General features: G+C 55.0%; 3 tRNA genes and 3 rRNA genes. All 6 read left to right on the plus strand.

The annotated features are described in order from the left end of the window. Positions 1-344: 344 nt before the first annotated feature. The 6 genes from OR37_RS20270 to OR37_RS20295 all read left to right on the plus strand — a co-directional run bounded on the left by OR37_RS20270 (position 345) and on the right by OR37_RS20295 (position 5,702). Positions 345-1,828, plus strand: a 16S ribosomal RNA gene (locus tag OR37_RS20270). Positions 1,829-2,001: 173 nt separating this feature from the next. Next, positions 2,002-2,078 (plus strand) — tRNA-Ile (locus OR37_RS20275). A gap of 52 nt (positions 2,079-2,130) precedes the next feature. Beyond that, positions 2,131-2,206, plus strand: a tRNA-Ala gene (locus tag OR37_RS20280). Between the two features lie 298 nt (positions 2,207-2,504). Then, a 23S ribosomal RNA gene (locus OR37_RS20285) occupies positions 2,505-5,289 on the plus strand. 103 nt (positions 5,290-5,392) lie between these two features. Beyond that, positions 5,393-5,507, plus strand: a 5S ribosomal RNA gene (gene rrf / locus OR37_RS20290). The 16S, 23S and 5S rRNA genes sit together here with 3 tRNA genes alongside, the layout of an rRNA operon. Positions 5,508-5,625: 118 nt before the next feature. After that, positions 5,626-5,702 (plus strand) — tRNA-Met (locus OR37_RS20295). Positions 5,703-5,706: the final 4 nt, after the last annotated feature.

Genomic DNA, 5,706 nt, shown 5'->3' on the forward strand with positions numbered 1-5,706 from the left:
TCCGGTTCGAAGAGTTTTGAAAAAAACGATTTGACACGGGTTTCGGGGTTGGATAGATAGCCGCCTCCGCCGCTGACCGGGCGCTAAACGGTTGGGTCGCTTCGGTGGCTCGGGTCTTTGACATTGTTGATTTGGAAAGAGAAACGCAGGCGGCGGCGCTCTGGCGATGGACCTAAGGGTTCATCTTGACGCTGACGAATGCGGTCTCTTGAAGACACCATTAATACGGTGGCTGATGCTTATGCGTTGGTCATTGTGTGATGGGAACTCGTCAAGAAACTATGCAAACCAGATACGCGATCGGGGTTTTCCCCTCGATCAAAGAACTGGAGTCAATGTCAACTCAACCTGAGAGTTTGATCCTGGCTCAGAGCGAACGCTGGCGGCAGGCCTAACACATGCAAGTCGAACGGATCCTTCGGGATTAGTGGCGGACGGGTGAGTAACACGTGGGAACGTGCCCTTTGGTTCGGAACAACTCAGGGAAACTTGAGCTAATACCGGATGTGCCCTTCGGGGGAAAGATTTATCGCCATTGGAGCGGCCCGCGTCTGATTAGCTAGTTGGTGGGGTAAAGGCCCACCAAGGCGACGATCAGTAGCTGGTCTGAGAGGATGATCAGCCACATTGGGACTGAGACACGGCCCAAACTCCTACGGGAGGCAGCAGTGGGGAATCTTGCGCAATGGGCGAAAGCCTGACGCAGCCATGCCGCGTGAATGATGAAGGTCTTAGGATTGTAAAATTCTTTCACCGGGGACGATAATGACGGTACCCGGAGAAGAAGCCCCGGCTAACTTCGTGCCAGCAGCCGCGGTAATACGAAGGGGGCTAGCGTTGCTCGGAATTACTGGGCGTAAAGGGAGCGTAGGCGGACTGTTAAGTTAGAGGTGAAAGCCCAGGGCTCAACCTTGGAATTGCCTTTGATACTGGCAGTCTTGAGTACGGAAGAGGTATGTGGAACTCCGAGTGTAGAGGTGAAATTCGTAGATATTCGGAAGAACACCAGTGGCGAAGGCGACATACTGGTCCGTTACTGACGCTGAGGCTCGAAAGCGTGGGGAGCAAACAGGATTAGATACCCTGGTAGTCCACGCCGTAAACGATGAGTGCTAGTTGTCGGCATGCATGCATGTCGGTGACGCAGCTAACGCATTAAGCACTCCGCCTGGGGAGTACGGTCGCAAGATTAAAACTCAAAGGAATTGACGGGGGCCCGCACAAGCGGTGGAGCATGTGGTTTAATTCGAAGCAACGCGCAGAACCTTACCACCTTTTGACATGCCTGGACCGCCACAGAGATGTGGTTTTCCCTTCGGGGACTGGGACACAGGTGCTGCATGGCTGTCGTCAGCTCGTGTCGTGAGATGTTGGGTTAAGTCCCGCAACGAGCGCAACCCTCGCGATTAGTTGCCATCAGGTTTGGCTGGGCACTCTAATCGTACTGCCGGAGTTAATCCGGAGGAAGGCGGGGATGACGTCAAGTCCTCATGGCCCTTACAAGGTGGGCTACACACGTGCTACAATGGCGACTACAGAGGGCTGCAATCCCGCGAGGGGGAGCCAATCCCTAAAAGTCGTCTCAGTTCGGATTGTTCTCTGCAACTCGAGAGCATGAAGTTGGAATCGCTAGTAATCGCGGATCAGCATGCCGCGGTGAATACGTTCCCGGGCCTTGTACACACCGCCCGTCACACCATGGGAGTTGGCTTTACCCGAAGGCGCTGCGCTAACCGCAAGGAGGCAGGCGACCACGGTAGGGTCAGCGACTGGGGTGAAGTCGTAACAAGGTAGCCGTAGGGGAACCTGCGGCTGGATCACCTCCTTTCTAAGGATGCCTCTCCAGCTCTCACGGGCTATTGAGGCTCCAGACACGGTCGCTAGACGACCAACAAAGAGCGGATCGCCGCCGTCTTCGTTTCTCTTTCCACTCATCTTGATCGACGAGAGATCAAGATGCGATCGCGAGCCCGGAGGCACGACGCCTGCGAAGGCCGTCATAGGCCTGTAGCTCAGGTGGTTAGAGCGTACGCCTGATAAGCGTAAGGTCGGCAGTTCGAGTCTGCCCAGGCCTACCACTCTTCTCCTGAAGCTTCGGATCACGACCAGCTCTCCTGGCTAAACCCGTTTGGGGCCATAGCTCAGTTGGTAGAGCGCCTGCTTTGCAAGCAGGATGTCGTCGGTTCGAATCCGTCTGGCTCCACCATGCTTTGTTGGAAATCTTCACTTCGTCTTCGCTCAAGCAGCGAAGCGGTAGCGAAGACGATGAGACGAAGAAGATCTCGCGATTGGAATGACAAGTTTGCAGCGCCACCTGGTGGCGATGCGAAATGACATTGTGAAGGCAGGGTTCTCCCGCCGACCGCAGCTCACCCCTGGGATGCGGTATCGGTTTAAGGGCGGACTTAAGAAGACATCATTGTCTGACTAAAGGTAGAGCCCGTGCTCGGGCCTTCCCGCGAGATGCGGCGAGGTTCGAATACAGCATGGGTTTTGCTGAGAACGATCAAGCGCATAAGGGCTTCTGACGGATGCCTTGGCATTGAGAGGCGATGAAGGACGTGGCACGCTGCGATAAGAGCCGGGGAGGCGCGAGCACCCTTTGATCCGGCTATCTCCGAATGGGGAAACCCACCTTTATGGTCACCCGACTTAGTCTTGCCTTCGGGCAAGATCAGGATCGGTTGATCAGACAAGGTATAATGACCTGAATACATAGGGTTCATTAAGCAAACCCGGGGAACTGAAACATCTCAGTACCCGGAGGAAAGGACATCAACCGAGACTCCCGTAGTAGTGGCGAGCGAACCGGGACCAGGCCAGTGCTGTCGTGACATAAAGCTGAATGTGTTGGGAAACACAGCCATAGTGGGTGATAGCCCCGTAAGCGTCAAATAGCGACAGACTCGAGTAGGGCGGGACACGTGAAATCCTGTCTGAACATGGGGGGACCACCCTCCAAGCCTAAGTACTCCTCAATGACCGATAGCGAACAAGTACCGTGAGGGAAAGGTGAAAAGCACCCCGACAAGGGGAGTGAAACAGAACCTGAAATCGGAAGCCTACAAGCAGTCGGAGCCACCGCGCGTGGTGACGGCGTACCTTTTGTATAATGGGTCAGCGACTTCATGTGCCGTGCAAGCTTAAGCCGTTAGGTGTAGGCGCAGCGAAAGCGAGTCTGAATAGGGCGAATAAGTACGTCGCATGACGACCCGAAACCAGGTGATCTATCCATGAGCAGGTTGAAGGTAAGGTAACACTTACTGGAGGACCGAACCGGTGAATGTTGAAAAATTCTCGGATGACTTGTGGATAGGGGTGAAAGGCCAATCAAACCTGGACATAGCTGGTTCTCCGCGAAAACTATTTAGGTAGTGCCTCGGACGAATTCCTTGGGGGGTAGAGCACTGAATGGATGCGGGCGGCGCGAGCTGTACCAATTCTAATCAAACTCCGAATACCCAAGAGAACTATCCGGGAGACACACGGCGGGTGCTAACGTCCGTCGTGAAAAGGGAAACAACCCTAACCATCATCTAAGGCCCCCAAGTACTGGCTAAGTGGGAAACGATGTGGGTTTGCTTTGACAACCAGGATGTTGGCTTAGAAGCAGCCATCATTTAAAGAAAGCGTAACAGCTCACTGGTCAAGCGAACCTGCGCGGAAAATGTAACGGGGCTCAAGCCAGTCGCCGAAGGTATGGGTGTGCGTAAGCACGCGGTAGCGGAGCGTTCCGTAAGCCGATGAAGGTGAGGCGCGAGCCTTGCTGGAGGTATCGGAAGTGAGAATGCTGACATGAGTAGCGATAAAGAGGGTGAGAGACCCTCTCGCCGAAAGCCCAAGGGTTCCTGCGTAAAGCTAATCTGCGCAGGGTTAGTCGGCCCCTAAGGCGAGGCCGAAAGGCGTAGTCGATGGGAATCAGGTGAATATTCCTGAACCAGTTGGAAGTGACGGATCTGGTAAATTGTCAGGGCTTATTGGATTGTCCTGGCAGTGAACAGGTCCCTGGAAATAACTCCAACGGAGACCGTACCCGAAACCGACACAGGTGGGCAGGTAGAGTATACCAAGGCGCTTGAGAGAACTATGCTGAAGGAACTCGGCAAATTGCACGCGTAACTTCGGGATAAGCGTGACTCTCTTTTGGGCAACCAGATGAGAGTGGCACAAGCCAGGGGGTAGCGACTGTTTATCAAAAACACAGGGCTCTGCGAAGCCGCAAGGCGACGTATAGGGTCTGACGCCTGCCCGGTGCCTGAAGGTTAAAAGGAGGGGTGCAAGCTCTGAATTGAAGCCCAGGTAAACGGCGGCCGTAACTATAACGGTCCTAAGGTAGCGAAATTCCTTGTCGGGTAAGTTCCGACCTGCACGAATGGCGTAACGACTTCCCCACTGTCTCCAGCATAGGCTCAGCGAAATTGAATTCCCCGTGAAGATGCGGGGTTCCCGCGGTCAGACGGAAAGACCCTATGAACCTTTACTGCAGCTTCGCCTTGGCGTTAGCAGCAACATGTGTAGGATAGGTGGGAGGCTATGAAACAGGGGCGCCAGTTCCTGCGGAGCCATCCTTGAAATACCACCCTTATTGTTGCTGACGTCTAACCGCGGCCCGTTATCCGGGTCCGGGACATGGCGTGGCGGGCAGTTTGACTGGGGCGGTCGCCTCCCAAAGTGTAACGGAGGCGCGCGATGGTGGGCTCAGACCGGTCGGAAATCGGTCGTCGAGTGCAATGGCATAAGCCCGCCTGACTGCGAGACTGACAAGTCGAGCAGAGACGAAAGTCGGCCATAGTGATCCGGTGGTCCTGCGTGGAAGGGCCATCGCTCAACGAATAAAAGGTACTCTAGGGATAACAGGCTGATTTTGCCCAAGAGTCCATATCGACGGCAAAGTTTGGCACCTCGATGTCGGCTCATCACATCCTGGGGCTGGAGCAGGTCCCAAGGGTTCGGCTGTTCGCCGATTAAAGTGGTACGTGAGCTGGGTTCAGAACGTCGTGAGACAGTTTGGTCCCTATCTGCCGTGGGTGTACGAAGCTTGAGAGGATCTGTCCCTAGTACGAGAGGACCGGGATGGACACACCTCTGGTGGACCTGTCATGGCGCCAGCTGTGCAGCAGGGTAGCTAAGTGTGGAATAGATAACCGCTGAAAGCATCTAAGCGGGAAACTAACCTCAAAACAAGGCTTCGCCGAGAGCCGTGGAAGACCACCACGTTGATAGGCCGGGTGTGGAAGTGCGGCGACGCATGGAGCTTACCGGTACTAATAGCTCGATCGGCTTGATCGTTCTTCAGTCAAACCCATGCACAAACATGGCTCGACCTCAGACACTGATGTCTTCTTCACAATCACTGCCCTCGAAAGAGGGCGGTCGATATCCTTTTCGCTGACCTGGTGGCTTTGCCGGGGGTTCCCCACCCGATCCCATTCCGAACTCGGTCGTTAAGTCCCCCTGGGCCAATGGTACTTCGTCTCAAGGCGCGGGAGAGTAGGTCGCCGCCAGGTCCGCCAAAAGGATATCGCTCAGCACTTCAGGCGAAGTGGATCCCGGTTCGCCGCCGGGAAGTGCTGAAAACAAAAAGTCCAAGTCCAACACCCTGCCTCACAATCACCAACACCCTGACGCGGGGTGGAGCAGCCCGGTAGCTCGTCAGGCTCATAACCTGAAGGTCACAGGTTCAAATCCTGTCCCCGCACCCAAGGT

This window comes from Caulobacter vibrioides OR37 (assembly GCF_000372645.1).
Taxonomy (GTDB): domain Bacteria; phylum Pseudomonadota; class Alphaproteobacteria; order Caulobacterales; family Caulobacteraceae; genus Caulobacter; species Caulobacter vibrioides_E.